Origin of the sequence: Pseudomonas fluorescens (genome assembly GCF_902497875.1) — a bacterium.
Lineage (GTDB): Bacteria > Pseudomonadota > Gammaproteobacteria > Pseudomonadales > Pseudomonadaceae > Aquipseudomonas > Aquipseudomonas fluorescens_BR.
Window position 1 is genome coordinate 74,194 of sequence record NZ_CABVHY010000027.1, and the last position, 24,708, is coordinate 98,901.

Below are 24,708 nucleotides of genomic sequence, written 5' to 3' on the forward strand. Positions count from 1 at the left end.
TTTGAGGCTAGGCTCTTAAGGACTCATCGCCTGCGAGAGATCGCCATGCCAGCCATTCTTGCCCCCGGAGTGACACGCCGAGAAATCTGGGCCTGGGCGATGTTTGATTTCGCCAACTCCGGCTACACGACGGTGGTGATCACCGCCGTGTTCAACGCCTACTTCGTCGCGGTGGTTGCCAAGGGCGAAGCCTGGGGCACGCTGGCCTGGACCAGCGCCACCGCCCTCTCCTATGTCCTGATCATCCTGACCGCGCCGCTGATCGGCGCCTACGCCGATGCCTTCGCCTGCAAGAAGCGCCTGCTGCTGTTCAGCACGGTCGGTTGCGTCGCCTTTACTGCTGGACTCGCGCTGGCCGGGCCGGGGGAGCTCGGTATCGCGATCCTGTTCATCGTCCTCTCGAACTTCTGCTTCGGCAGCGGCGAGAACCTGATCGCCGCCTTCCTGCCCCAACTCGCCCGTGCAGATGCCTTGGGCAAGGTGTCCGGCTGGGGCTGGGGGTTCGGCTATATCGGCGGCCTGGTCAGCCTGGGTGCCTGCCTGGCCTACGTCAGCTGGGCCCAGGCGCAGGGCCAGACTGCGGCGCAGTTCGTGCCGGTGTGCATGCTGATCACCGCGGCGTTGTTCGCCATCGCCAGCGTACCGACCTTCCTGTTCCTGCGCGAACGCAGCCAGCCGCAGCCAGGGCGCGGCGACACGCCTATCGCGCAAGCAGCGCTGGCACGCTTCGCGCAGACGCTGCGCGAAGCCGACCACTATCGCGACCTGCTGCGCTTCCTCGCCTGCACCGTCTTCTACCAGGCCGGGATCTCGGCGGTGATCGCCCTGGCTGCCATCTATGCCAATCAGGTCATGGGCTTCAATACCCAGGACACGCTGCTGCTGATCTTCGTGGTGAATATCACGGCCTCCATCGGTGCCGTGCTGTTCGGTTGGCTGCAGGATCGCCTCGGCCATCGCGCCACGCTGGCGCTGACCCTGCTGGGCTGGTTGGGGATGGTCGGTCTGGTCTGGGTCGCGCGCGGCCCCGAGCTATTCTGGCTGGCGGCCAACCTCGCCGGTCTGTGCATGGGCGCCAGCCAATCGGCCGGCCGCGCGATAGTCGGTCTGCTGGCGCCGCCGACGCGTCTGGCGGAGTTCTTCGGCCTCTGGGGGCTGGCGGTCAAACTCTCGGCCATCCTCGGCCCCATGACTTATGGCCTGGCCAGTTGGCTGTCCGATGGTGATCACCGCCTGGCGATGTTGATCACCGGCAGCTATTTCGTGGTCGGCCTGCTGATCCTCGCCGGGGTCGACCTCGAGCGCGGGCGGCAGGCAGCTGTCAGCCCTGCCGAGAGTCTCGGACAGTGAGAGGGACTGCCCTGCCGGGTCAGTTTTCGCCTGTCGCGACCGGCTCATTCGGCCAAAAAACGAACAATGCTCCCGAGCTTTGTGGGGCCAGGTGGCGGTTGTACAGCTGGAATGTTTTTCGTCCACTGGTAGATCGGCGAGGCTTTGGTTCAGCGCAGGCTCTATATAGGCTGATCCAGCCCAACGAGCGTTACCCGGCCATCAGCGAGGTGAGCGTACTGCCGGGTTCGCCTCTATTTACTTGTGTTGGTTCCGGCGCGCGATGGCGAAGCCTGCAGCCAGGCACCAGGTAGAGGCGATGGTCATCATGCTGAGAAGAACGTAAACCCAAGTCATGCTTCTCCTCCAGACTTCTAGTGGGACACAGTTCAGTTCACCCTGCTTTCGTCATCTGCCAGAAACTGCTTTATGCCGGTCGCACCCGCAGTGAGTTCATCGGGCGGATGGGGGTCTTGAGTGACCGGCCCCATCGGGTCGCTCCTCACGCCCACTGGCGGTTCGTGTTGTCAAGCATAGCGAAGTGTGAGCGAACCCTCGGCTTGGGTTACGGACGGTCATGAAGCATGGCGATGTCAGGCGGCGACATCATTTCGCCATCACCCTCTCATCGCCCAGTGAGAGTCGCTCTGGATGTCGGCGCAGTATTCCAAAAGCAGACCGCTATTTTCATGACCTTCAATAGCCACCTGGCAGCCCTTTGGCCACTTCTTATCGCATGATTGCGCGATGGCCAGGCTTGAAACCATTGGCCCTGGCTAGCCAAACCACGGACAGACCGAGCAGCGCCAATACCAGCAGTGTCGGGGGAAAAGAGCTCGGCCCCGCATGCTCCAGCAACACGCCACCCGCGATGCCACCTGCGGCCACTGCCAGGTTGAAGATGGTCACCAGCATCGACTGCGCGACATCGGCGCCATCACCGGCGGTATCGGCAATGGCCGTCTGCAGCAGCGTGGGCGCGCCGCCGAACGTCAGCCCCCAGAGCGCAACGCTGAGGAGCACAATGTCGGGAGAGCTGCTGGCCATTCCCAACACCAGTGCCGCCATCGCGAAGACCGCCAGACTAAGCAGCGTCAGCACACGCAACCGACGATCCACCCACATTCCTGTGACCCCGATACCGACGATAGAGGCGACACCAAAGAGCAGAAGCACGAGGTCTATCCGCTGGCCAAGCCCGACCCAGTCCAGGAATGGCGCGATGTAGGTGTAAAGGATGTTGTGCGCCAGTATCCAGAGGAAAATCACCAACAGTATCGAGCGCAGGCCGGGGGTCAGAAGAATGCTGCGGATCGGCTGGCGTTGACCTTCAGTTTGTCCCGCGTAGTCAGGCACGCCAAACCGCACCCACACCAACAGCAGTAACGCGAGGGCCGACATGATCCAGAACACCCCACGCCAATCAAACAGAGTACCCAGCCAAGTGCCCAGGGGCACACCGAGACACAAGGCAACGGGTTGACCGATACCGACCACCGCCAGGGCTCGCCCCTGCAAATCATCGGGCACCATGCGTCGTGCATAACCGGCCAACAGTCCCCAGATCACGCCTGCCGCCATTCCGGCGATGAACCGCGCGACCAGAGTCAGCACATAGTGGGAGGACAAGGCCGTCACGCTGTTGAAGACCAGCAACCCGCCGATCGCCAGCAGGAACAACGGCCTCCTGCGCCATTTTCGCGTAGCCGCAACGACTGGGATCGCCGCCAGCACCGAGCCTAAGGCATACAGTGTGATCAACTGCCCCGCCATGGCCTGTGAAACACCCAGCCCCTGCCCGATCAGAGGCAGCAGGCCGGCTGGCATGGTTTCGGTCATGATGGTGATGAAGCCCGCCAGCGTAAATGCCAACAGCCTCCACACGGGCAGCCGTTGCGCAGAAGGCGTTTCATCGAGCCCCGTTGCTATCAATCCATTGTCGCCGTGGGTGGTCATCGTGGTATCCCTGATAAAAAATACATGTCCTGTTTCCTGATCGGCTGCCCGAGTCACGGTGGCGCTCTTAAACGGTTTTGAACCTCAGTATTGGAACGATCATTCCAAAACAAGGCAAATAAACCCTGGTCGCTGTCAGTCTTTCACTTGAAGCGTGAGAACCCTCCTCGGTTACAACGCGTCTATCGCGACCTCGACTACATCCAGCAAGCGTTGCCGACGGTTATGGTGAGCACTGCCTTTACTCAAGACCCGCAGGCCCTGAATCGTGTTCACGATAAAGCGTGCGAGCGCGCGCGGTTTCTTGTGCGTGGCGATTTCGCCCTCGGCCTGACCACGGATGAGTGCGCGCTCCAAAGCTTTCTCCAGGCGCAGGAAGTTGCGCGAGACCAACTCGGCAACGGATTCGTCCTGGCCGGCCAGTTCCAGTGTGGCATTGGCGGCAAGGCAGCCACGTTGCCCGGTATCGCTGAGTTCATCATTGACGATCCTCATCAGCAGTTGCTGGATCAGCCCTTTGACCGAGCCCGATTCCTGAAGCAGCGCTACGTTCGCGGCAGTCAGATCGTGATAACGACGCAGTGCATGCTCGTACAATCCATGCTTGTTCTCAAAGGCGTTGTACAGGCTGCTTCGAGACAATCCGGTACCGTCAACCAGATCCTGTATCGACGTGGCGCTATAACCGAGTTGCCAGAAAACCTGCATGGCTGCGTCGACAATCTCGTCTTGCTTGAATTCCTTGGGACGCATTGGGCCAGCCTTTCTGGAATGATCATTCCAGAAAGGTACTGACTTCCTTTTCGCTCGTCAAGGATGGCGGTGCCTCGGCCGAAAGCGGACACCGGAACGGCGCACTTCGATACCTGGGAAAAAAGAGGATGTTATTCTCAGTACGTAACCCGTTGAGGGGTAGTACGCACTGCTGGCGAATCGAGCTGGCACGCAAGGATTTGCAGCCCGTCATAGTCGGCAGCTCGCAGGAATCCTGGATGATTATTTTGATAACGAGGAGCGCTGGATGATTGATTTCAACAACAAGGGTTTCTTCAAGCTGAAACAAAACGATGAGTACGCAGAACGTGTCACTTCCCTTCTGCTGGAGGGAGAGCAGGTCATCGATTCCTATAAATCCATGCGTGATGGCGTGGTATTTACCAACAAAAGAATCATCGCGGTAAACGTGCAAGGCATCACCGGAAGCAAAAAGGACTTCACCTCCCTGCCCTACAAAAATATCGTCGCCTATTCCGTGGAGACGTCTGGAACCTTTGACCTGGACTCCGAACTGGAAATTTATTTTTCGTCGCTGGGCAAAGTAAAATTTGAATTTACCGGAAAGACTTCGATGGTAGAAATTTCGAAGCTCATATCCAGCTATCTTCTCTGAGCCGGGTTCGGACCACCCCGCGCTTCAGGACCGGCAGTCACCAGCAGGCAGGAGGATTGCCCTCTCCCTCACAGGAGAAGGCGGGTGCCAACCTTATGTGTGATGAATTTTGTCCCTGCCTCCAGGATCCAGCGTAATGAAAACACTCACCGCATCCCCATCAGCAGCCGGTGGTAACAGCATGATCGAGGTCACCGAGGTTTCGATTGCTGAACTGCGTGCTGCGCTCGAATCAGGCCGAACAACGGCGGTTGAGCTGGTCCAGGCCTATCTCGCCAGGATCGATGCCTATGACGGACCCGACACGCCCACTGCCCTCAACGCGGTGGTGGTTCGAAACCCCGATGCACTCAAGGAGGCGCAGGCGTCCGATGTCCGTCGGGCCAAGGGCCAGACGCTGGGTCCGCTCGACGGCATCCCCTATACGGCCAAGGACAGTTATCTGGTGAAGGGGCTTACCGCAGCCTCTGGAAGTCCGGCATTCGCCAACCTGATTGCGTATCGCGATGCGTTCACCATCGAACGGCTTCGCGCCGCTGGAGCGATCTGCCTGGGCAAGACCAATATGCCGCCCATGGCGAACGGTGGCATGCAACGCGGCGTGTATGGCCGCGCAGAAAGCCCGTACAACGCTGACTACCTCACTGCCCCCTTCGCCTCGGGCTCATCGAACGGCGCAGGTACTGCAACCGCAGCCAGCTTCGCGGCATTCGGCCTCGCTGAAGAAACCTGGTCGAGCGGACGCGGGCCTGCGTCGAACAATGGCCTGTGTGCCTATACGCCTTCGCGCGGGGTGATCTCGGTGCGTGGCAACTGGCCGTTGACGCCGACCATGGACGTTGTCGTGCCGTTTGCCAGAACGATGGCGGACCTGCTCGAGGTGCTTGATGTGGTGGTGGCGGAGGATCCCGACACACGGGGCGATCTGTGGCGGATGCAACCCTGGGTGCCCATCCCGAGTGTCGCCTCGGTGCGCCCCGCCGCCTATGGGTCGCTTGCCGCGAACACCGATGCGCTCGCTGGAAAGCGCTTCGGCGTTCCCCGTATGTACATCAACGCGGATCCCGCAGCGGGTACGAGCGACGCGCCGGGTATTGGTGGGCCGACGGGGCAGCGAATCAACACCCGCTCTTCGGTGATCGAACTCTGGGAAAAGGCTCGCCAGGCACTCGAAGCCGCGGGTGCCGAAGTGCTCGAAGTGGATTTCCCGATGGTATCCAATTGCGAGGGTGATCGCCCTGGAGCGCCGACGGTGTTCACCCGGGGCCTGGTGTCCAAGGAATTCCTTCATCATGAGTTGTGGGATCTGACGGCCTGGGCGTTCGATGATTTTCTTCGGGCCAACGGCGATCCAGAACTGAACCGTCTGATCGATGTCGACGGACCGCTGATTTTCCCCCACGACCCGGGGACTCTGCCCAACCGGGAGGGAGACCTTGTCGCTGGCATGGACGAGTACGTGCGGATGGCCGAGCGCGGCATTACACCCTGGGACAAGATCGCCACGGTTCCGGACGGACTACGGGGGCTTGAAAAGACCCGTCGAATCGATCTTGAGGACTGGATGGATCGGCTCGGGCTCGATGCGGTGATATTCCCGACGGTAGCCGACGTTGCGCCGGCGAATGCCGATGTCGATCCGAAGTCCGCGGATATCGCGTGGAGTAATGGTATCTGGGTTGCCAATGGCAATCTCGCCATCCGGCACCTGGGTGTTCCCACGGTCACTGTGCCGATGGGCATAATGCCGGACATCGGCATGCCCGTCGGGCTGACATTCGCGGGTCGTGCCTATGACGATTCGACGCTGCTGCGCTTGGCGTCGGCGTTTGAGTCGATCGGGACGAAGCGCTTGATCCCCCCTCGAACCCCACCATTGCCAGGCGGCAAAAAATAGGAATGGCGGGATTGGGGCAGTACACGCTCCAATCCCGACCACCTCCAGCAAGCCAGAGCAATCTGCCCTGCTCAAAACCATCGCAAGGGTGCGCGGACTCAAAAATGGCTTTTACTTGACGAGTCGCGTTTCCTTGGAAGGTCTGTAGCCGAAATACGAGCTATAGCACTTGCTGAAATGACTGGGCGAAACAAAACCACAGGCCACCAGCACGTCCACTTGGGATAGCTCTGTGTGCTGCAGGAGTCGACGTGCCTCGGTGATTCGCAGCTCCATGTAATACCGTTGCGGCGTCGTGCCCAGTTGCTCCTTGAACAAGCGCTCGAGTTGTCGCCGTGAACGGCCGGCGTAGACCGCCAGCTGCTCCAGCTCCAGCGGTTCTTCGAGGTTGGCATCCATCAGCTTGACCACCTCGCGCAAGGGCGCGCTCACACAGATATTCTCAGCCGGTTTGATGCGCCGGTAGCGAGACTCTTCGAACGCCAGAATGTCCTCGATACCCTCGACCAGGGCTTTATCGTGCAGCCCTTTGATCCAGTCCAGGGCCATATGGAATGCCCCAGAGGGACTGGACGCCGTGAGCCGGTCTCGATCGATGACATAGGGCTCACTGGTGACATGCGTCGCCTTGGAGATTTCCGCGAGCGCGGGACGATGTTCGGGGTGAATGGCGCAACGATATCCATCGAGCAAGCCTGCGCTGCCCAGGAACCATGCGCCATTCCACAACCCGGCGAGACTGACACCCAGGTCTGCCGCCGCTCGCAACAGGCTGATGAGCTCATCGGTTGCCTTGAGTTCTGTCCTGTAGCCGCCGCAAATGACCAGCAGGTCCAGGTTGTGAATGGCTGAAGAATCGATACGTGCGTCTGGACGAATGACCAGGCCCAGATCGCTGACGACCTCCCCGTCATTCAGGCCGAACGTTCGGGACGAGAACAACCCGGGTCGTAGAAGATTCGCGGTGACAATCGTATCCAGTGCCTGGGTAAACGCAGGCAGCGAGAAATGCTCGAGCAGCAAGAAGCCTGTCCGAGTCATTTGAGCGGGCTGCCCAGGGTTTTCATTCAGATAGCGAAGGTTTTTCCCCTTCATGCCTCCGCTGAATTGACGTCGTTCGATCAATGTTTGACCCACTCGGTTACGTTAACCAACCTGTCGCTTGACGCGCTGATAAGGCGTAATGCTAACCGCAGAAGCGCAAAAAGCCCTAGCACCATTATGCGACTGATCAGGCAAGCTGGAAGCCGTGACGTAGCGGGTCTTTGTCATCGACAAAAATGGTGTTGTGTCCGGTGATCTGCGCCCAGCCACCGATGCTGGGCCGGCGATTGCCACCGATATCAGAACCGCGACCGAGACCAGTCCACCTCCACGACGCGCGACGTCGGGGCGACCATATCCGGCAAAGCAGGAAATGTCGCCAACTATTCCGGTCACCGCTCGTCGAGCAGGATGCTCAAACAGGTCGTGCACAATGGCGCAGTTGTACAGTGACTGAGCCAGGACCTCGACAGAGCCACTGAGCTAAAGGCTCTGCATCAGTTATTTATACTCAAATGCCAGCTTAATAATATTTTACCGATCCAAGGGCGATCCCTAGTCTTGACCCCAAGAAATGGCAGGCCACAACCGACCTGAATCCAACTTCGAAGGGTATAGAGATGACCACTGAAAAAATAAAAACAGATACGCTGATTGTGGGTGCCGGTCAGGCTGGCGTGGCCATGAGTGAGCACCTGAGCAAACTCGGCGTGCCGCACCTGGTGCTGGAGCGCAATCGTATCGCCGAACGCTGGCGCACCGGCCGCTGGGATTCGCTGGTGGCCAATGGTCCGGCCTGGCACGATCGTTTTCCGGGGCTTGAGTTCGACGATGTCAGCCCTGACGGCTTCGCCCCGAAAGAGCGGGTAGCCGACTATTTCGAAGCCTATGCCAAGAAGTTCAACGCGCCGATCCGCACCGGCGTAGACGTGAAGAAGGTCGAGCGCAATGTCGGTCGGCCTGGCTTCACGATTGAAACCTCTGAGGGGGTGATCGAGGCCAACCGCGTGGTGGCCGCCACCGGGCCTTTCCAGCGTCCGGTTATCCCGCCGATTGCACCGAAAGACCAGCAATTCCTGCAAATCCATTCCGCCGAATACCGCAATCCACAGCAACTGCCCGAAGGTGCCGTTCTCGTCGTCGGCGCTGGGTCGTCGGGGGTGCAGATCGCCGATGAATTGCAGCGTGCCGGCAAGACAGTTTACCTCTCCGTCGGCGCGCACGATCGCCCTCCTCGCGCCTATCGCAACCGAGATTTCTGCTGGTGGCTGGGGGTGCTCGGCGAATGGGATCAGGCAGCCATGAAACCTGGTCGGGAACACGTGACAATCGCTGTGAGCGGTGCCCATGGCGGCCGCACGGTGGACTTCCGCGGGCTGGCCCATCGCGGCATGACGCTGGTGGGTCTGACGCAATCGTTCAATGGCGCGGTGGCAACCTTCCAGCCGAATCTGGCCGACAACCTGGCGCGCGGCGATGAGAACTATCTGGCGCTGCTCGATGCCGCTGATGCCTACATCGAGCGCAACGGTCTGGACCTGCCGCAAGAGCCTGAAGCGCGCATTACCTTCCCGGATCCTGAGTGCGTGACCAAGCCGATTCTGCAGCTCGACCTGGCCGAGGCCGGGGTAACCTCGATCATCTGGGCCACCGGTTTTGCCACCGATTACAGCTGGCTGAAGGTCGACGCCTTCGACGACAACGGTAAGCCACAGCATCAGCGCGGTGTGTCGAGCGAGCCTGGCGTGTATTTCCTGGGCCTGCCGTGGCAGTCGCGTCGTGGCTCTTCGTTCATCTGGGGCGTTTGGCACGACGCCAAGTATGTGGCTGACCACATCGCCATCCAGCGTTCATACCTCGACTACCGGGATGCCCTGCAGCGTGAGGCTGAGACCGTCCCGGTCGCCCATAAAACGACCGTCAGCGCTTGATATCCGCGCCAGCGCTTGAACAGCGCCGGGCCGAATTTTTCTTTAGGAGCTTCAAATGTCCACGCCAACCCATACCCGCATTCGCATGTTCAACACCAAGGAAACCTACCCCAACCAGAGCCTGGACAACGACCTGTGCCAGGCGGTCCGTGCCGGCAACACCGTGTATGTTCGCGGTCAGGTCGGTACCGATTTCGACGGCAACCTGGTGGGCCTCGGTGACGCTCGCGCGCAAACCGAGCAAGCCATGCGCAACGTCAAACAGTTACTGGAGGAAGCCGGCAGCGACCTCAGCCACATCGTTAAGACCACCACCTACCTGATCGACCCGCGTTACCGCGAGCCGGTCTATCAGGAAGTCGGCAAGTGGCTCAAAGGGGTCTTTCCGATCTCGACCGGTCTGGTGGTTTCGGCATTGGGGCAGCCGCAGTGGTTGATGGAGATTGATGTGATTGCGGTGATTCCTGAGTAAGCAGGTAGACCGAGTCGCCCCAATCGCGAGCAAGCTCGCTCCCACAGTAGATCTTCAGTGGGCAGAGATTTGTGTACGACAGTGATCAAGTGTGGGAGCGAGCTTGCTCGCGATGGCGCCAGCACAGACAACCCTTTCGCCAAGGCTAAACAAGGAGCAAAACCATGACCTTTTCCATCGCCGCACGTTGCCCCGAAACCGGTCAGTTCGGCATTGCGATCAGTTCCTCAAGCATCGCCGTCGGCGCACGCTGCCCCTGGTTGCTTCCCGGTGTCGGCGCCGTATCGACCCAAAACATCACCCTGCCGTCACTCGGCCCGGAAGTCCTCGCCCTCATGGAACAAGGCCTCGCGCCAGCCGAGGCCCTGGACAAAGTCTTGACCCGCAACGGCTACAGCCAATATCGACAAATCACCGCGATTGACCACCTCGGCCGCACCGCACACTTCAGCGGCTCGGAAACCTTGGGCAGCCACAACGCCGTGTCAGGCGAACAATGCGTGGCCGCCGGCAACATGCTGGCGGATCGTTCGGTGATCGAGGCCATGGTCAGGGCGTTCGAGAACGGTGAGGGCCAACTGACCGATCGCTTGCTCACGGCGATGAAAGCGGCGGTGGTGGCGGGCGGCGAAGCCGGGCCGGTGCATTCGGCTGCCGTGGTGGTGGTCGGCGAGCTGACCTGGCCGATCATCAACCTGCGGGTCGATTGGGCGGATGAGGATCCGATCGGCCAGCTTGAGAACATCTGGGACGCCTATCGCCCGCAGGTTCAGGACTACATCGACCGCGCCCTGGCCCCGGACAAATCGCCTGGCTACGGTGTCGCCGGAGACGACCGATGAGCAACAGTCTCGATTTGCTGAAAGCGTTGGTGGCCTTCGACACCACGAGCCGCGAATCAAACCTGCACCTCATCGAATTTGTCCGGGACTACCTCGCAAGCTTCGATGTGCCTTGCGAGCTGGTCTACAACGAGCAGTGCAGCAAGGCCAATCTCTTCGCGACCATCGGCCCGAAGGATCAGCCCGGCATCGTGCTGTCGGGACACACCGATGTGGTCCCCGTTGACGGCCAGCCGTGGACCGTTCCTGCGTTCCAGCTCACTGAGCGCGACGGCAAGCTGTACGGCCGCGGCACAGCGGACATGAAAGGCTATATCGCCTGCGTACTCGCCTTGGTCCCATCCCTGGTGAAGGCCCCTCTTCGGCTGCCGGTGCATATCGCGCTGTCCTACGATGAAGAAGTCGGCTGTCTTGGGGTCCGCTCGCTGCTGAAAGCGCTCGAACAGCGCCCGGTCAAACCGATGCTCTGCATCATTGGCGAACCGACCGGGCTCAAACCGGTGCTGGGCCACAAGGGCAAGCTGGCCATGCGTTGCGATATTCACGGTGAAGCATGCCATTCGGCGTACGCCCCGCTCGGGGTGAATGCCATTGAATACGCCGCCGAACTGATCGGTGAACTGGGGCGCATTGGCAACAGACTCAAAGCGCCAGAGCATCACGACGGCCGTTTCGATCCGCCATTTACCACGGTGCAAACCGGCGTCATCTCCGGCGGCAAGGCCTTGAATATCGTCCCCGCCGATTGCCGCTTTGATTTTGAAATCCGCGCGCTGCCCTCACAGGACCCAGGCGTTGTGGCGCAGGAACTGAAGACCTATGCCGAGCAGCAAGTGTTACCCCGCATGCGCGCCGTGAGTGATCAGAGCGCTATCCGCTTCAGTGAGCTATCGGCGTATCCCGGTCTGGCTACCGATACTCACAGCGAAGCCGCTGAGCTGATCGCTGCATTTTCCGGCTCCCGGGAGTTCGGTACGGTGGCTTTCGGAACCGAGGGCGGGCTGTTTGACGCGGCGGGGATTCCAACGGTGGTCTGTGGGCCGGGCAGCATGGACCAGGGGCATAAACCGGACGAGTTTGTCAGCCTGGCGCAATTGACCGGCTGCGACGACATGCTGCAACGGATGCTGTTATCGATCTGCTGAGTCGCGATGATCGGCCCGACGCTCAGGTATACAGCCGGGCCAGTTCTTCCCGGCAATGATCAACGAACAGCTGCACCGGTTTGGTCAGTTGCGCCCGACGCAACCAGGCCGCTGACAAGCCCGAGCCGGTCACGGTTTCGGCAAGCGGTACACACACGACTTTTTGCCCGTCATAGGTGTATTCGCCAAAGGGCCTGGTGACCAGGATGGAGAATCCAAAGCCGCGCCCGACCATGCCCCTGACCATCTCGATGGACGGTGAGCTGAACACGATGTGCGGGGTCAGCCCGCGCTCTTCAAAAATGCTGACGAAATAGGTTCGGCTCGGCACCACGTCCAACAAAATCATCGGCTCCAGCACCAGATCGTGCAGCGATACCTTCGCCTGTTGCGCGAAGCGGTGGTCCGCCGGCAGCAAGGCGTAGGGCTGCTGCGGCGGCATCAGCGCAACGGTCTCGATCGTGCTGTCCAGGTCATGCTCGAACAGCATCGCCAGATCAATGCTGCCGGCCGTGAGTGCCTGCACCAACTCCTGCTGCTCGCCATCGCGAATCCGTATCTCGACACCCGGCCAGCGCTCTTTGAAACCGGCGATCAACCGTGGCAGATACAGCGGCGCAACCGTTTCAAAGCAGCCAATATCGATCTGCCCCGCCACCACATCATTGTCCGCGAGGGCATTCTGCTCAAACTCGTGAGCGACCCGCAGCAGTTCCTGCGCTTTTCGGTAAAAACGCGACCCGCTCGGTGTCAGTGAAACACCCTGGGCGTGATGCCGGATAAACAGCTGCACGCCGAAGCTTTCTTCAAGGTGTTTGATCGCCGTCGACACCGACGGCTGGGCGATGTAGAGCTTGCGCGAGGCTTCAGCCACACTGCCGCAGTCGGCGGTGGTGACGAAATACCTGAGCTGTCGCAGGTTGTATGCGGCCATGCGGACCTCCAGAAACAGAACATCAGGATCAAAAGATCGTTCCGAGCCACATGGCCTACACGGTCTTATGGCTGCACACGGTCCCTGTAGGAGCTGGCGAAGCCTGCGATCCTTTGATCTTGATCTTGAAAAACAAAGTCATAAGATCGCAGCCTTCGGCAGCTCCTACAGAGATCTGAGGCGACCCGCGATCAAGCCTGAACATACCGGAGGCGGAAAAACCGCGGGCATATTTTTTTTAAGGTCTGAAGCAACAAACTTAATAATTTATCTATCCCAAGGCATTGCACATGATGACTCCAACAAGAAAAGCGTCGTTCACGCGGCGCTCACCGAAGTACGTCCACGTACTCACTTTGCCTTGGAGTTCGTCATGGTTACCGCTACAACACCCTCCGCTCCGCTCATCGAAAAACACACGATTGGATACGTGCCTCCCGAAGATCGCCATGGAAAGGTAAGAGACCTGTTCACGCTCTGGTTCGGTGGCAACATCGCGCCGTTGCCCATCGTCACCGGTGCTCTGGGTGTGCAACTGTTTCAGCTGAACCTGGTGTGGGGCATTGTCGCCATACTGGTCGGGCATCTGGTCGGCGGGGTGCTGATGGCCCTGCACTCGGCCCAGGGCCCACAGATGGGCATTCCGCAGATGATCCAGAGCCGCGCCCAGTTCGGCTCGCTCGGCGCGCTACTGGTGGTGCTGATCGCCGGGGTCATGTACATCGGCTTCTTCGCCTCCAACATCGTCCTCGCCGGCAAATCGCTGCATGGCGTGGTCGATAGCGTGCCGGTGCCGGTGGGCATTGTCATCGGCGCCCTCGGTTCGGGCATCATCGGCATCATTGGCTACCGCTTCATTCACGTGCTCAACCGTATCGGCACCTGGGTGCTGGGCATTGGCATCGTGCTGGGCTTCGGCTACATCCTGACCCATGTCCAGACCGCCGACTTCCTCACCCGCGGCAGCTTCAACATTTCCGGCTGGTTGGCCACGGTATCGCTGGCAGCGCTCTGGCAAATCGCCTTTGCACCCTACGTATCGGACTACTCGCGCTACCTGCCGGAGGATGTGCCAGTCGCCGCAACGTTCTGGACCACCTACCTCGGTTCGGCACTGGGCTCCAGCCTGTCGTTCATCTTCGGCGCCGTCGCGGTACTGGCAACGCCCGTGGGCATGGACACCATGGACGCGGTAAAACTCGCCACCGGCTCCATTGGCCCATTGATGCTGGTGCTGTTCCTGCTCAGCGTGATCAGCCACAACGCCCTCAACCTCTACGGCGCCGTGCTGTCGCTGATCACCCTGGTGCAAACCTTCGCTCACCGCTGGATCCCCACCGCCAAGAGCCGCGCCGTCATCTCGGTCATCGTCCTCGCGGGTTGCTGCTTCGCCGCCGTCGGCGCCTCCGCCGACTTCATCGGCCACTTCGTCGACATGGTACTGGTGTTGCTGGTGGTACTGGTGCCGTGGACCGCGATCAACCTGATCGACTTCTATGCGATTCACAAAGGTCAGTACGACATCGACTCGATATTCCAGGTCGATGGCGGGATTTATGGGCGATATAACCCGCAGGCGCTGTTGGCTTATGCGATCGGGATTGCCGTGCAGATTCCGTTCATGAACACGCCGTTGTATGTCGGGCCGATTTCAGAGCACATCAATGGCGCTGATTTGTCCTGGGTGGTGGGATTATTGGTGACTTCGCCGTTGTATTTCTGGTTGGCCAGCCGCGACAGCGCCTATAAGCGCCGGTTGTCTATCGGGAAACTGGCTAACGGCATGTGAAACAGCGGGATAGACCACGATTTCAAAATCCGCAGAACGGAAAAATCGTGGTCTGTCCCTAATGTGTTCGAATGAGACCGACAGGACCAGGGTTCAGCCGCCCTCCTGGCACCTGAACCGATCATTAACCTGGCCCAACGTGCGCTCTGCGTATGAAAAGCTGCACTCCTCCCGCTGAAGACACAACGAAAGCTAAGGAACAAATACAGACTCAATCGTGGGCTTTGCTTAAACGCGTGAATAGCTCTTCGGGCGCGTCCTTGCCGTTGGATTGGTAGACTTGCTTCATGTAGTTATAGGTTTCGGCCTCGGAAAGGAAACCATTGTGGTCGGCGTCGATCACTTCGAAATCCGCGCCTCGGGTTGGCGCCACGGCCAGGAACTCCTTGCGCGAAACCTGGCTGTCGTCGTCGGTGTCGGTGCGCGAAAAGGAAGCGTCACCACACTTACCTTCACCACACTTGCCTTCGGCCTCCGCCACCTTGTCGCTGGCGCCAGTGGCGCCGCATTTTCCTTCACCACACTTGCCCTCTGCGGCCTTGGTAGCGGAAGCCAGCTGATACCCCTGTGGCAACGCCTGCGCAGCGAAGGCGGAAGAAGTAAGGTTAATACCGCCGACCAGGGCGACGGCGATCAAACCCATACGGGTATTGGTCGAGATTCGGGACATGGTATTTCTCCGGATAGTGTGCACGGCTAACTCGTGCGGGTAATGCCATGACATCGTGGGTTCTCGTCGGTGTCATGCGCAGGGTCGAACAGCGAAGTTCGGTCGACGTCGCTTACTTCTCCAGCACTAACAGTGGCTCACCTTTTTTGACAATGTAGGTGGCCAACTCTGATGCATTGCTCTGACCGATATTCTTCGCGACATGCGCAACGCCAGCGGGGATGAACAATGAATCACCCGCTTTAAGCGTGACAGGTGCCCGCCCCTCGAGCTGATACTCGAACGTGCCCTTGAGTACGTAGGCAACCTCCACGCCAGGATGAGAATGCTTGGGGGAAGCCACACCTGGATCGATATCAACACGTGCCTGGATAACCTCGTGCTCGGCGGTGCCCAGGTCCTGACGCAGTAGATCCGTGCGCTGGATACCGGTCTGCCAGCTTTTTACCGGCTGCGACTCATGGCCAGCCTCAGCAAGCGGCTTCACCTCTTGAGCTTGAGCGTAGCCAGCCATTGCGGCGAGTACCGCAGTGGTGGCCAGGAGAAGATTGCATCGCATGATCATGCCCTTTCAAAGTAGTGGAGGCCCTACTTTGTTCGCAGCATGTATTGGCGATGTGTCGCAATGGCGGAGTTTTTAAAGCACGTGTGTACGCGGCCCGAATAGATACATGAGAATACAAAAGCCCCCACGTACAGACCGCTGGCATTGCGCGCTAACGGCGCGCCAACTCATGCTTGATGCAGCCCTCATAGTAGGCCTGCTTGACGCTGGCAGGCTTCATGCGGGAACTGCTGTTATAGGTTTGTTCGGTGATGCCCATCGCCATCATTCGCATCCAGGGCTGAGTGAACTTGCGGGCCTGGAGCTTTCGTCGCGCTCCGTACAGACTCACTCCGGAAAGCTTCGTTTCCTGGGCAACGCCAGCGATTCCTGAACCCCAACTGCACACGAACCGATCGTTTTTACTCAATTCCTTTGCCTGTGCCGAAATAGCGGCGCCAGCCAGGACGCATGTTGCCAGGGTCAATACCAAAATCCGCATGCCGCTACGCCTAACTTACTGAAAATAAAGAAAGTTCGACAATAAGTCCAAGACGAAGGTTCCAGCAATGTGCCCAATGCCAGTCAATTAAGGAGTTGGAGACGAACAATGCACCTGTGGCGAGGGAGCTTGCTCCCGCTGGGCCGGGGACGCGCTCGTTCGCCCTGCCCTGGCAAACTTCGCTCTACACCAACACCGTCAACCAGGCCGATACCAGCAGCAAAACACCCAGGGCATGGTTCATGCGCTTGAACGTCCGTGGTGAGCCAAATGCCCGCGCGCTCGCCACGCCGAGCAACGCCCACAGGGTCATGCACGGCAACGAGACCAACAGAAACACCAACGACAGCAACAGCACCCGCAGGGTCTTGTCGCCACCCCCGGCAAACACGCTCACTACCGCCACCGCCATCATCCACACCTTGGGGTTGACGAGTTGCAAGAGGGCGGCACCCAACACACCCATGCCCTCCTCACGCGGCGCGGCCCGGTCCAGGCTCGGCGGCGCGTTGTGAAAGATTTGCCAGGCCAGCCAACTCAACCAGAGCACCCCGGCCCAGCCCATTGCATCCTGCACCCGCGGAAAACGCAGCAGTGTCTCGCCCACGCCCAGCCCGACGGCCAGCACAATCATCGCCGCGGCCACGCAGGCGCCAAAGATGATCGGCAACGTAGCGCCCAACCCCCGCCGCGAACTGTGGCTCAGCACCAGAATATTGGTCGGGCCCGGGGTGATCGAGGCCACGAAGGCAAACAACAGAAAAGGCAGCATTGATTCCATCACTTACCCGCCCAACGGCGTATTGGCGGGAAAGCAAACAACAGCGAAAAAGACATGGCAGGACTCCTTGATCAGACAGGAGCCCATGGTCGCGAGTAAACAGGTGTCAGTCTGGAAGGTTTGAGCAGCGCTTGCGGTAATCTGCCGGCGTGAGCCAGTAGGCACGGCGGAACCAGCGCCCCAAATGGCTTTGATCGGCAAAACCCAGTGCACTGGCCACTTGCGCCGGCGTCTCGCCCCGCGCCAGCAATTGCCGTGCCTTGGCCAGGCGCAGCTGGATCAGATACGCATGGGGCGCCAGCCCAAAGGCCGACTTGAACGCCCGCGTCAGGCGAAAACGATCAACGCCACACACCCGGGCCAGATCATCCAGCCCGATGTCCTCATAGACATGGGCATGCAGGTAGTCACGCGCAACCTGGGCCACCAACGGTAGCCGCGGGTCAAAGGCCGCCTGCTTGCGCCAATCCAGGTGGCGCGTGAGTGAACCCAATAAACCGTCGATAGCGCTCTGACGCACGATGCGCAAATCACCCTCATGCAACGCATGGAAGGCCCGGTAAATGGCGGTGGCCAAGCCAGGGTCCTGACTCAGGGTGTCGGCAAAACCCGGCTGACTGTTGGCCGGCGCGTGCTCGAACAACGCGTGCATTTCCCGCTCCAACCAGTGCGGATCGAGGTACAGCATGGAATAGGTAAACCCCTCCTCGGTCGGCGCATGCCCATCGTGGATTTCCCCCGGCTCAAGCATGAACACCTTGCCTGGCGTGCTGAAGTGGCGAACGCGCCGGCAATTGAACTGCTGCACGCCTTGCTCGGTGACACCGACCAGGAAGCTGTCGTGCCAGTGGGGGTCGTAGGCATGGCTCTGGAAATGGGCGCGGATTGACTCGATCCCGGTATCGGCATCCTGGGAAAGCTCGATCCAGTTGCGGTTGTCCACGGAGGGCTCCAGGGGTTGTGGTGGAGTGTTGAGGGTTGTAGTGAGTATTTGGGGGCTGGAGGACTAAATTACAGCTGTTTGGAGAGCAGTGTTTAGAAGATTTGTGCAGGTTGAGTGAGGGTTGAGGGGGTTGGGTTTTTGCTGGAGTTGATCCCTGGCTACCGATTCTGAACGGCGGAAAATGGCCAGAAGCAGCAACGGGATCATTGCGGGTCCAGACGACCGACCACTCGTCGCCGAGGCGTAGGACTACCCCTTGACTCCGATTGGCATCGGCGCGATTATTGTTTGCATCGCATACGATCTAATCGTATACGTCAAGAAACTCTTACCTATCGCAACTGTTGAGGATCCATCCCATGAGCAAGATCGAAAAAGTCCTGGCCTCCGGCAAGACTCACACCACGCTCAGCGACACGGGCAACACTTCGCGTGGCCATAACGGCAGCCTCGACATCGAGCTTTCGTCGCCCGGAAACGCGAAGCCGGCGCATGTGTTCGCCGCCACCCAGCCGCACCCACACGCCGAACAACTGTTCGCGGGGGCCTGGTCGGCCTGTTACATCGCCGCCGTCGGAGTAGCCGCCAAGGAGATGAAAGTGACGCTTCCAGCCGATCTGTCCGTCGACATCGAGGTTGATCTGGGCCAGACCGGTCCGGCCTATTTCATCCAGGCCCGGTTCGATGTCTGCATACCGGGCGTGGCCCAAGAAGTCGCGACGGCGATAGCGCACAAAGCGCACGAAATATGCCCGTACTCGAAGGCGACTCGAGGCAACATCGACGTGGCCCTGAATGTCCGCACGGCGTGATGCACCGCGCGACCGGTTCGACTTTGCCATGCTCGTCGAACCGGCCGCCGGCCTCCACTGCCAGCAACCGGTTCGCCCGAGCGCGGACCGGCCGATCGGGGGCAAGCCCTAATTCCGTTCAGTTAAGGAGTCTGAGGTTCAACACTGTCCTGCGTAGCAGCTGGCGAAGGCTGCGTTCGGCTGCGAAGCAGTCGTAAATCCTGCTTGCACGGTTTGTCTGAAATACCGCAGCGCCTGATTTTACGACTGCTGCGCAGCCGAACGCAGCCTTCGGCAGCTGCTACGGTTCGCGTAACGGCTTAACTGAACGGAATTAGGGCAAGCCCCCTCGCCACAGTTTTCGGCAGCCCTAGAAAAGTGTGTAGATACCTACGCCACGTAACCGCCGCCGACAGTTAGAGCTCTTCCGACACAATCGCATACGATGTATATTTCACGCTTGCGAAACATCAGACTTTGGCCAAGAGGATGCACATGAAACCCACCGACAAGACGCTCCCCGCGGACCTGAAGCTCTCTGACTTCCTGTGTTTTGCGGTCTATTCCACGAACCTGGCCTTCGGCAAGGCCTACAAGCCGATACTCGAGCAGCTTGGGCTTACCTATACGCAATACATCACCATCGTTGCGCTATGGGAGGAAGACAATCAGACCGTCGGCAGCCTGGGCGAAAAGCTGTTCCTCGAATCAAACACGCTTACGCCGATCCTCAAGAAGCTGGAGGCTATGGGTTATCTGCAGCGCCAGCGCGATCCCGAGGACGAGCGCCAGGTGCGGATCAGCCTGACGAAGAACGGTCGACGGCTGCGCGAAGGCCGCCCGGAAATGGGCCTCTCCGACGCGACGGGCCTGACGCCGGACGAATTCACGCAAATGCAGAAGTCGGTCGCGAAGCTGCGCAACAATCTCATCCAGTCGGGTAAAGCCGGGGAATGAGCGCTTGCCGGCCGCAATGACGCAATCCCCTTCGCGACGCAACGATCCTGCCAGGCGTGCATACGGGACGGCCTGCTTTTGTGGCGGGCGTCCGAACGCTTTGGCTCGAAAGTCGACTGTCATTTGTCACCACTCGTGGCCAACCGTTCAGAGCTGGATGAGGCCGACGAACCCTGGAATGCTCAAGTCAAATTCCGAGTTTGGTTGCACTTCAAGTCAGCGTCGATTTGGCGCCAATTTTCCAGTTCCCGAAAGGGTTCGCCATAGCACGATTCAATTTCTGTTTACCGCTGCTTGATACTACTTTGACTCTATAACGCCATCAGAGCATTTCAGCCATGAGGGAACGAGTCATGCGTGTAAGAGGGAGCGAATATTGGGCCTGGGCCGATCACCAGCTACCCGAAAAATCTCATCAAGAGAGTCTGAGCGACGGTGTCGAAATGGATGTTCTGGCTCGGCTCTCACGTTCGGGCGCGACCCAACTCTTTATCGGGGTATATGCACAAAGCGGGGCGATTGTCGCCGAGGAGTATTACCCGCTGATGCATGATGAAACGGTTACCAGCGCTCTGGCATGGGGTGCTCAACGAGCTCGAGCGATAGCGACAGGCGCTCAGGCTCCGACCAGGTATTTTCTCAAACCCCCTACGGGAGGTGGCTTCATGGATAGCTCGCCGGGCTAATACGGGTATGAATCAACCACCCGCTTGACCTTTTCGAGCGCTTCCTGGAGCGCGGCTAGCGATACCGATCCTAGCGCCAGGCGGATCGCATGGGGGACATGGGCAGACGTCGCAAACGGTTCGGCAGTCGATACCGAAACCTGCTCGCGCATAAGCGCCGCCGCTACCTGGTCGGCTCGAACCTCTTCCCCCAAAGGTAGCCAGACAAAATAGGAGGCGTGGTGGCTGATGCAGGGGAGTCCCGAGAGGGCTGCGTTGGCGATTGATTGACGAGCCCTGGCATCGCGACGCTTCTCTTCCTCCAGTCGGGTGACAGTGCCATCCTCAAGCCAGCCACAGGCGATAGCCGTCATGACGCTGGGTGTGTTCCAGGTGGTGGCCCTGATGATACGTTCAATCGCGCCCACCCATTGAGTGGGCGCTGCCACACATCCAACGCGAATCCCGGTGGCAATACTTTTGGAAAATCCTGAGACGTACACGGTTGTTTCTGGCGCGAGTGTCGCCAATGGCGGGGATGGATCCTCTGCCAAAAAAGCATAGGCCGCATCCTCGATAATCAGCAGACCGTATTCACGGGCTATCGCTACCATCCTGAGTCGCCATTGCAGGCTGGTCACCCATCCCAGCGGGTTGTGCAGTGTCGGCATCGTGTACACGGCACGTACTCGCCGGCTCTTGCACAGCAGTTCCAGAGCATCCAGGTCGGGCTCATGGCCTGCCGAAGGAATGGCTGCCAGTTCGAGGCGGTATGACTGCGCAAGCAGTTTGAATCCTGGATAGGTCAAAGCGTCGGTCGCCACCACGTCACCGGGGCGAAGCAACGCCATGACAGTGGCCGCCAGCCCATGCTGTGCTCCACTCACGATTAACACTTGATCCTCGCACACGGCCAACCCGCGACACTCGAGATGGCGCGCCACCATGGCCCGCTCATGCTTGCGCCCGGCATGCGGTTGATAGCGCAGCATGGCCTCCATGTCGCCGGAAATCGCCAGTTGGCGCAGTGCACCTCGGAGCAACTCGGCCTGGCCAGGCACAGAGGGGTAGTTAAAGTTGAGATCGAGGAGGCCTGAAGCAAGCGCATGCTGGTCGATGCCCAGCCCTAGAGGTAACGAGGTTTCCCGAACAAAGGTGCCTCGCCCGACTTCCCCGCTGACCAGCCCCATAGCCTCAAGCTCTGAATAAACTCGGGTAGCCGTCACCAAGGCCAGCCCCTCCTTGGCCGCGAGTTCGCGGTGTGTCGGTAGCCGGGTGCCGGGCTGCAATCGCCCGGCCTGGATATCGGCAGCAAAGGCATCGACCAACACTTTGTAGCGGGAGCGAGCCATGGACAATGTATCCATTACAATAATTTGATTGTACTGATTCTCAGCCCTAGCATCTTCCTGCGCAACTGATTCGCTTGGCCATCACGGCCATCGTCTTGAGCGGCGATAGCAGCAGTCATTTCTCAACCCGATTTGCACAGGAAGGCGTCGACATGCACATCGCTATTTTGACCTTCGAAGGCTACAACGAACTCGATTCTCTCATTGCACTGGGTGTACTGAATCGCATCAAGAAGCCGGGTTGGCGCGTGTCGATTGCCAGCCCCACTGCCCGTGTTCGTTCGATGAATGGGGTGGTCATCGAATCACAAGCAACGCTTCGAGAAGCGAGTGACGCCGATGCGGTCATTGTTGGCAGCGGTATGCAGACCCGTGAGGTGGTCGCTGACGCCGCCCTGATGGCGCAGTTGCAGTTTGATCCAGGGCGACAGCTGTTGGCTGCACAGTGCTCTGGCACGCTTGTATTGGCGAAGCTGGGCCTGCTTGAAGGTGTTCCCGCCTGTACCGATCTGACGACCAAACCCTGGGTTCAGGCAGCGGGTGTGGACGTGCTTAACCAGGCTTTTTTTGCGAAAGGCAATGTGGCCACCGCCGGAGGCTGTCTTGCCTCGCAATACCTTGCCGCGTGGATTATTGCCCGTCTGGAAGGTATCGAAGCAGCGGCAAGCGCGCTGCATTACGTCGCGCCGGTGGGGGAGAAAGAGGACTACGTGTTGCGTGGGATGCGGCATATCACGCCTTACCTGCACAACGAATAAGTCTCTGGCAGGAAAAGCTGAACGCAGCGTCCGAGGAGAGTCAACGAAGCGCTGCCAAACGAGCCTGAGGTCTCACGCCCCGCACGCAAGCATTCATGGGCGATGGGACCTGCCCGGACAACAGCGCAATGCCACCTATACTACAAGCCACCTACCCCCCGGGGCCTGCACTGAACAATAAAAAGCAGAGGTGGAACATGGTCTGGCAGCAAATCTACGACCCCTTCGGTAACTCGGTGCTATCGACCATCCTGGCGGCAGTGCCGGTGGTGGTGATGCTGGCAGCCCTGGCGTTTTTCCATATCAAGGCGCATCTGGCGGCGCTGCTGGCTCTTACGTCGGCCTTGCTGATCGCGATCTTCGCCTTCGGCATGCCCGCGAACATGGCGGGCTCAGCCGCGCTGTATGGCGCCGCCAACGGCCTGCTGCCGATTGGCTGGATCGTGCTCAACATCATCTTCCTGCATCGGCTTACCACCGAGAACGGCTCGTTCAAGGTGCTGCAAGACTCCCTGACGCGCATCACCGACGATCGCCGTCTGCAATTGCTGCTGATTGCCTTCTGCTTCGGGGCTTTCTTCGAAGGGGCTGCCGGCTTCGGCACGCCCGTGGCGGTCACCGGGGCCATTTTGATCGGGTTGGGCTTCTCGCCCCTGGCCGCGTCCGGCCTGGCGTTGATCGCCAATACCGCGCCCGTGGCATTCGGCGCCCTGGGCACGCCCATCATCACCCTGGCCAAGGTGACCGGGCTGGATGAAATGGAGCTGTCGATGATGGTCGGCCGGCAATTGCCGTTCTTCTCGGTGATCGTGCCGTTCTGGTTGATCTGGGCCTTCGCCGGCTGGCGCAAGATGCTGGAAATCTGGCCGGCGATCCTGGTCGCCGGGGTCAGCTTCGCCGTGCCGCAGTTCCTCGTGTCCAACTACCACGGGCCGATGCTGGTGGACGTGATCGCCGCGCTGATTTCCATGGCCAGCCTGACCGGTTTCCTCAGGGTCTGGAAGCCGGCCACCGTGCATACCTCCGCAGCCCTGTCCGGGCGGGTCGACAACTCCAAAATAGCTGAGGAGCATGACGAACAACCCGTGGCCAGCGCGACCTTTGCCAGCGATGTCAAACCCGCGGTCATGCGCGCCTGGATGCCGTGGATCATCCTCACGGTCTTCGTCTTCGCCTGGGGCACCCAGAGCTTCAAAAACATGTTCGATACCCGGCAGGCTGTAGATCCGCAAACCAGCTCGGCCAAGCTCGATCCCCAGGGCAAGCCGATGCGCGAAGCGAACCCGATCTTCGCCCCGACCCTGACCTTCACCACCATTCACCAGCAGATCGAGAAGGTTCCGCCCGTGGTGCCCGCGGCCAAAACCGAGGAAGCGGTCTACAAGTTCAACTGGTTCACCAGCACCGGTAGCGGCATCCTGCTGGCGGCGATCCTGGGTGGATTGCTGATGGGTTATTCCATCCCGCAACTGATCCACCAATACCTGCGAACGCTGTGGGTGGTGCGTTACTCGCTCATTACGATCGTGGCCATGCTCGCCCTCGGCTTTCTCACCCGCTACTCCGGCCTTGACGCCACCATGGGCCTGGCCTTCGCCGCCACCGGCATCTTCTACCCCTTGTTCGGCACCCTCCTCGGCTGGCTCGGCGTGGCCTTGACCGGCTCGGACACGGCCTCCAACGTACTGTTCGGCGGCCTGCAACGGGTGACCGCCGAGCAACTGGGGATCAGCCCGGTATTGATGGCCGCCGCCAACAGTTCCGGCGGGGTCATGGGCAAGATGGTCGACGCCCAGTCGATCGTGGTGGCCTCCACCGCCACCCGCTGGTACGGCCATGAAGGGGAAATCCTGCGTTATGTGTTTTTCCACTCCATCATCCTGGCCATTCTGGTCGGTGGGCTGGTGACGTTGCAGGCGTATGTGGTGCCCTTCAGCCATATGGTGGTGGGCGGGCCTTGATGACGCGACGTGGTTGATTTTCTCGGCCCAAGGACGGGGCTCTCGTAGCAGCTGC

The 24,708-nt window shown here is 59.8% G+C and carries 22 protein-coding genes and 1 pseudogene; 12 read left to right on the forward strand and 11 right to left on the reverse strand.

What is annotated here, in order from left to right:
* The first annotated feature begins 45 nt into the window (after positions 1 to 45).
* Complete coding sequence (locus tag F8N85_RS24435; RefSeq protein ID WP_191636253.1) at positions 46 to 1,350, forward strand: MFS transporter; 1,305 nt, start codon at positions 46 to 48, stop codon at positions 1,348 to 1,350.
* Positions 1,351 to 2,058: 708 nt separating this feature from the next.
* Here F8N85_RS24435 and F8N85_RS24440 read toward each other — a convergent pair.
* Positions 2,059 to 3,285, reverse strand: a complete 1,227-nt coding sequence (locus F8N85_RS24440; protein WP_150806082.1) for an MFS transporter — start codon at positions 3,283 to 3,285, stop codon at positions 2,059 to 2,061.
* A gap of 171 nt (positions 3,286 to 3,456) precedes the next feature.
* Entirely contained in the window at positions 3,457 to 4,038 is a 582-nt protein-coding gene (locus F8N85_RS24445) for a TetR/AcrR family transcriptional regulator (RefSeq protein ID WP_150806083.1), read from the reverse strand.
* 268 nt (positions 4,039 to 4,306) lie between these two features.
* Between F8N85_RS24445 and F8N85_RS24450 the strand changes: the two genes are divergently transcribed.
* Both F8N85_RS24450 and F8N85_RS24455 read left to right on the forward strand, forming a co-directional pair.
* A complete protein-coding gene (locus F8N85_RS24450) occupies positions 4,307 to 4,675 on the forward strand; it encodes a PH domain-containing protein (protein WP_150806084.1) in 369 nt (122 codons plus the stop codon).
* A 181-nt stretch (positions 4,676 to 4,856) separates the two neighbouring features.
* A complete protein-coding gene (locus F8N85_RS24455; protein ID WP_150806106.1) occupies positions 4,857 to 6,572 on the forward strand; it encodes an amidase in 1,716 nt (571 codons plus the stop codon).
* Between the two features lie 111 nt (positions 6,573 to 6,683).
* On the opposite strand, the gene F8N85_RS24460 is transcribed toward F8N85_RS24455, so the two are convergent.
* A complete protein-coding gene (locus tag F8N85_RS24460; protein WP_191636254.1) occupies positions 6,684 to 7,697 on the reverse strand; it encodes a GlxA family transcriptional regulator in 1,014 nt (337 codons plus the stop codon).
* Between the two features lie 106 nt (positions 7,698 to 7,803).
* A pseudogene (locus F8N85_RS24465) lies at positions 7,804 to 7,899 on the reverse strand (proline racemase family protein); the annotation flags it as partial.
* Between the two features lie 337 nt (positions 7,900 to 8,236).
* On the opposite strand from F8N85_RS24465, the gene F8N85_RS24470 reads away from it, so the two are divergent.
* From F8N85_RS24470 to argE, 4 genes are all read left to right on the forward strand, one after another.
* On the forward strand, positions 8,237 to 9,547 hold the full coding sequence (locus tag F8N85_RS24470; RefSeq protein ID WP_150806086.1) for a flavin-containing monooxygenase: 1,311 nt from the start codon (positions 8,237 to 8,239) through the stop codon (positions 9,545 to 9,547).
* 55 nt (positions 9,548 to 9,602) lie between these two features.
* Complete coding sequence (locus tag F8N85_RS24475) at positions 9,603 to 10,019, forward strand: RidA family protein (RefSeq protein WP_150806087.1); 417 nt, start codon at positions 9,603 to 9,605, stop codon at positions 10,017 to 10,019.
* Between the two features lie 164 nt (positions 10,020 to 10,183).
* A complete protein-coding gene (locus F8N85_RS24480; RefSeq protein WP_150806088.1) occupies positions 10,184 to 10,861 on the forward strand; it encodes a DUF1028 domain-containing protein in 678 nt (225 codons plus the stop codon).
* On the forward strand, positions 10,858 to 12,006 hold the full coding sequence (gene argE / locus F8N85_RS24485) for an acetylornithine deacetylase (protein ID WP_150806089.1): 1,149 nt from the start codon (positions 10,858 to 10,860) through the stop codon (positions 12,004 to 12,006). The genes F8N85_RS24480 and argE overlap by 4 nt, the downstream gene beginning before the upstream one ends.
* A 22-nt stretch (positions 12,007 to 12,028) precedes the next feature.
* Here argE and F8N85_RS24490 read toward each other — a convergent pair whose 3' ends face one another.
* A complete protein-coding gene (locus F8N85_RS24490; RefSeq protein ID WP_150806090.1) occupies positions 12,029 to 12,940 on the reverse strand; it encodes a LysR family transcriptional regulator in 912 nt (303 codons plus the stop codon).
* Positions 12,941 to 13,313: 373 nt separating this feature from the next.
* Here F8N85_RS24490 and F8N85_RS24495 point away from each other — a divergent pair, with 373 nt between their 5' ends.
* Positions 13,314 to 14,729: a purine-cytosine permease family protein gene (locus tag F8N85_RS24495; protein WP_150806091.1), complete on the forward strand. Its 1,416-nt coding sequence runs from the start codon at positions 13,314 to 13,316 to the stop codon at positions 14,727 to 14,729.
* A gap of 211 nt (positions 14,730 to 14,940) precedes the next feature.
* On the opposite strand, the gene F8N85_RS24500 is transcribed toward F8N85_RS24495, so the two are convergent.
* The 5 genes from F8N85_RS24500 to F8N85_RS24520 all read right to left on the reverse strand — a co-directional run bounded on the left by F8N85_RS24500 (position 14,941) and on the right by F8N85_RS24520 (position 18,169).
* Complete coding sequence (locus F8N85_RS24500; protein WP_150806092.1) at positions 14,941 to 15,399, reverse strand: hypothetical protein; 459 nt, start codon at positions 15,397 to 15,399, stop codon at positions 14,941 to 14,943.
* 112 nt (positions 15,400 to 15,511) lie between these two features.
* Positions 15,512 to 15,958: a cupin domain-containing protein gene (locus F8N85_RS24505; RefSeq protein ID WP_150806093.1), complete on the reverse strand. Its 447-nt coding sequence runs from the start codon at positions 15,956 to 15,958 to the stop codon at positions 15,512 to 15,514.
* 157 nt (positions 15,959 to 16,115) lie between these two features.
* Positions 16,116 to 16,445 (reverse strand): hypothetical protein, encoded by a 330-nt coding sequence (locus F8N85_RS24510; RefSeq protein ID WP_150806094.1) that lies wholly within the window; start codon positions 16,443 to 16,445, stop codon positions 16,116 to 16,118.
* Positions 16,446 to 16,629: 184 nt separating this feature from the next.
* Positions 16,630 to 17,226 (reverse strand): LysE family translocator, encoded by a 597-nt coding sequence (locus F8N85_RS24515; RefSeq protein ID WP_150806095.1) that lies wholly within the window; start codon positions 17,224 to 17,226, stop codon positions 16,630 to 16,632.
* A gap of 106 nt (positions 17,227 to 17,332) precedes the next feature.
* Positions 17,333 to 18,169 (reverse strand): AraC family transcriptional regulator, encoded by an 837-nt coding sequence (locus F8N85_RS24520; protein WP_150806096.1) that lies wholly within the window; start codon positions 18,167 to 18,169, stop codon positions 17,333 to 17,335.
* A 359-nt stretch (positions 18,170 to 18,528) separates the two neighbouring features.
* Between F8N85_RS24520 and F8N85_RS24525 the strand changes: the two genes are divergently transcribed.
* Entirely contained in the window at positions 18,529 to 18,981 is a 453-nt protein-coding gene (locus F8N85_RS24525) for an Ohr family peroxiredoxin (RefSeq protein ID WP_150806097.1), read from the forward strand.
* A 474-nt stretch (positions 18,982 to 19,455) separates the two neighbouring features.
* Positions 19,456 to 19,917, forward strand: coding sequence for a MarR family winged helix-turn-helix transcriptional regulator (locus tag F8N85_RS24535; RefSeq protein WP_150806098.1), 462 nt, complete (start codon positions 19,456 to 19,458; stop codon positions 19,915 to 19,917).
* Positions 19,918 to 20,599: 682 nt separating this feature from the next.
* Here F8N85_RS24535 and F8N85_RS24545 read toward each other — a convergent pair.
* On the reverse strand, positions 20,600 to 21,934 hold the full coding sequence (locus tag F8N85_RS24545) for a PLP-dependent aminotransferase family protein (protein WP_150806100.1): 1,335 nt from the start codon (positions 21,932 to 21,934) through the stop codon (positions 20,600 to 20,602).
* A 152-nt stretch (positions 21,935 to 22,086) separates the two neighbouring features.
* Here F8N85_RS24545 and F8N85_RS24550 point away from each other — a divergent pair, with 152 nt between their 5' ends.
* Positions 22,087 to 22,692, forward strand: a complete 606-nt coding sequence (locus tag F8N85_RS24550; RefSeq protein WP_150806101.1) for a DJ-1/PfpI family protein — start codon at positions 22,087 to 22,089, stop codon at positions 22,690 to 22,692.
* 197 nt (positions 22,693 to 22,889) lie between these two features.
* Entirely contained in the window at positions 22,890 to 24,653 is a 1,764-nt protein-coding gene (locus F8N85_RS24555) for an L-lactate permease (protein ID WP_150806102.1), read from the forward strand.
* The last annotated feature ends 55 nt before the right edge of the window (positions 24,654 to 24,708 follow it).

What these genes read in the sequence shown, in the direction of transcription:
- F8N85_RS24435 (WP_191636253.1), top strand. Translation starts at nt 46, where the DNA reads ATGCCAGCCATTCTTGCCCCCGGAGTGACACGCCGAGAAATCTGGGCC.
- F8N85_RS24440 (WP_150806082.1), bottom strand. Translation starts at nt 3,285, where the DNA reads ATGACCACCCACGGCGACAATGGATTGATAGCAACGGGGCTCGATGAA.
- F8N85_RS24445 (WP_150806083.1), bottom strand. Translation starts at nt 4,038, where the DNA reads ATGCGTCCCAAGGAATTCAAGCAAGACGAGATTGTCGACGCAGCCATG.
- F8N85_RS24450 (WP_150806084.1), top strand. Translation starts at nt 4,307, where the DNA reads ATGATTGATTTCAACAACAAGGGTTTCTTCAAGCTGAAACAAAACGAT.
- F8N85_RS24455 (WP_150806106.1), top strand. Translation starts at nt 4,857, where the DNA reads ATGATCGAGGTCACCGAGGTTTCGATTGCTGAACTGCGTGCTGCGCTC.
- F8N85_RS24470 (WP_150806086.1), top strand. Translation starts at nt 8,237, where the DNA reads ATGACCACTGAAAAAATAAAAACAGATACGCTGATTGTGGGTGCCGGT.
- F8N85_RS24475 (WP_150806087.1), top strand. Translation starts at nt 9,603, where the DNA reads ATGTCCACGCCAACCCATACCCGCATTCGCATGTTCAACACCAAGGAA.
- F8N85_RS24480 (WP_150806088.1), top strand. Translation starts at nt 10,184, where the DNA reads ATGACCTTTTCCATCGCCGCACGTTGCCCCGAAACCGGTCAGTTCGGC.
- argE (WP_150806089.1), top strand. Translation starts at nt 10,858, where the DNA reads ATGAGCAACAGTCTCGATTTGCTGAAAGCGTTGGTGGCCTTCGACACC.
- F8N85_RS24490 (WP_150806090.1), bottom strand. Translation starts at nt 12,940, where the DNA reads ATGGCCGCATACAACCTGCGACAGCTCAGGTATTTCGTCACCACCGCC.
- F8N85_RS24495 (WP_150806091.1), top strand. Translation starts at nt 13,314, where the DNA reads ATGGTTACCGCTACAACACCCTCCGCTCCGCTCATCGAAAAACACACG.
- F8N85_RS24500 (WP_150806092.1), bottom strand. Translation starts at nt 15,399, where the DNA reads ATGTCCCGAATCTCGACCAATACCCGTATGGGTTTGATCGCCGTCGCC.
- F8N85_RS24505 (WP_150806093.1), bottom strand. Translation starts at nt 15,958, where the DNA reads ATGCGATGCAATCTTCTCCTGGCCACCACTGCGGTACTCGCCGCAATG.
- F8N85_RS24510 (WP_150806094.1), bottom strand. Translation starts at nt 16,445, where the DNA reads ATGCGGATTTTGGTATTGACCCTGGCAACATGCGTCCTGGCTGGCGCC.
- F8N85_RS24515 (WP_150806095.1), bottom strand. Translation starts at nt 17,226, where the DNA reads ATGGAATCAATGCTGCCTTTTCTGTTGTTTGCCTTCGTGGCCTCGATC.
- F8N85_RS24525 (WP_150806097.1), top strand. Translation starts at nt 18,529, where the DNA reads ATGAGCAAGATCGAAAAAGTCCTGGCCTCCGGCAAGACTCACACCACG.
- F8N85_RS24535 (WP_150806098.1), top strand. Translation starts at nt 19,456, where the DNA reads ATGAAACCCACCGACAAGACGCTCCCCGCGGACCTGAAGCTCTCTGAC.
- F8N85_RS24545 (WP_150806100.1), bottom strand. Translation starts at nt 21,934, where the DNA reads ATGGCTCGCTCCCGCTACAAAGTGTTGGTCGATGCCTTTGCTGCCGAT.
- F8N85_RS24550 (WP_150806101.1), top strand. Translation starts at nt 22,087, where the DNA reads ATGCACATCGCTATTTTGACCTTCGAAGGCTACAACGAACTCGATTCT.
- F8N85_RS24555 (WP_150806102.1), top strand. Translation starts at nt 22,890, where the DNA reads ATGGTCTGGCAGCAAATCTACGACCCCTTCGGTAACTCGGTGCTATCG.